Here is a 1816-nt window from a genome sequence, read left to right as displayed (position 1 = left end):
TGACCTGACCCTGACCGGCGCACTCAACAACCGCCTGGGCATCATCGAAGGCGACAGCAACCTGACCATCAAGGCCGCCAGCGTCGACAACCAGACCGGCAAGATTCGCGCCCTGGGCACCAGCGGCGTCACCCAGTTCCAGATCGGCGGCCTGTTCGACAACCGCAACGGCGCCCTGGAAACCGCCAACACCGACATCGCGCTAGGCGTAGGTAGCCTGCTCAACGCAGGCGGCAGCGTGCTGCATGTGGGCAGCGGCAACTTCGGGATTTCCACCGCCAACGTCATGAACGCGGGCGGCAGCTTCATCACTCGCGGCGCCATGACCCTCAATGCTGACAGTTGGACTAACTCCAGTGTGTTGCAGGCTGGGACGTTGAACATCAACGTAAATAACTTCACCCAGACGGCGACGGGGCAGTTGTTGGCGTCGACGGCGTTTGTCGGCACTGGTGCGAACTGGACGAACGATGGGTTACTGGCCAGCGACGGCGATTTCTCGCTGTCGCTGACGGGGACTTATGGCGGCAGCGGTCGGCTGAGCAGTAAAGGTTCGCTGGGGCTGAGTGCTGCGCAAATCAATCTGCCTTCGGTGGCGGCCATCACCGCCGGCACCACTGGCACCATCACCAGCGCAGGCAACCTGACAAACCTGGGACGGGTGTCGTCGATTGGCGGGCTGACCGTCAACGCGGCATCGATCAATAACCAGGGCACCCTGGGTGGCGGCGGCGCTCTGCGCATCAATACGGGCTCACTGCTCAACCAGTACGGCCTGATCTTCAGTGGCGGCGACATGGCGCTGCGGGTGGGCGATTTCACCAACCGATTTGCCGATGTCTATAGCTTTGGCAATATCAGCATCGCCCGCGACGACAGCAATGGCTGGGCATCGTCGATCAATAACATCTCCGCGAACATTGAAAGTGCGGGTGATCTGACGCTCGCTGCGGACCATATCGAGAACCGCAAGGATGTTTTTGAGACGACTGGCGGGTTGGTTTCTGGGGCGATCGGGGTGCAGTGTTACGCCTGCACTACCGCCAGTAATGCAGGCTCCGCCTACGTCGTTTGGGTAGAGAACTATACCTCCAGCATCGTGCAGGACTCGGCATTCGCGAGTATGACGGCAGGGCGCAATCTGACAGGCACGGGACGTGAGTTACTGAACAACGCCTCCACGATAAGTGCCAGTAACGACCTCACCTTCAACCTGCAACAGTTCACCAATCAGGGTGCATCCGTTGGTGACTACACAGTACGCCGTGCTTTCGCTGATCCAGGGAGATCCAACTCCAATATTGTGTTTTGGCGCGCCGTCATGGACTACAACGCTGCCAACGATCCTTCATACGATTCAGGGGCAAGCGGATACATAGGGGGGAATGGCTTCACGCGCCCCAATATGCATTTCTGGAACTCCAACGGCGACGAATCCATCATCAGCGTAGGTCTGCGAGCCACAGGTGGAGAGGCCGATCGCTATTTCCAGTTCGGCCCGATCAAGGTCGATACTAACGAAGCAAGATACGCATTCACCGTGCCGCACTATACCGACGGTATCCGAGTGGATGCGCCGGATGCCGTGAAGAACGCAGCATTCTTCGAAAACACCATCACCTACACGACACCCTCCACCTACGCCAACGCCGTCGTTCAGGCTGGCGGTGCCGTGCGCATCAACGCCACGCAAAACCTGACCAACAGCGTCGTTCGCGAAGGCGTGGTGGTCGGTGTTGGCGCATCAAAAATGGGTGTCACTCAGCTCAGTGGCCAGGCAGCGCCGACAGTAGTCGCTCTGAACGCCCAACTGCCA

The 1816-nt window shown here is 59.3% G+C and carries 1 pseudogene; it reads left to right on the top strand.

The window, feature by feature from the left end:
• A pseudogene (locus AC1MEK_RS29765) lies at positions 1-1816 on the top strand (adhesin); the annotation flags it as partial.

The organism is Pseudomonas sp. 2, from assembly GCF_056627435.1.
Note: the sequence above shows the minus strand (reverse complement) of the source record. Positions and strands in the feature narration are given on the sequence as shown.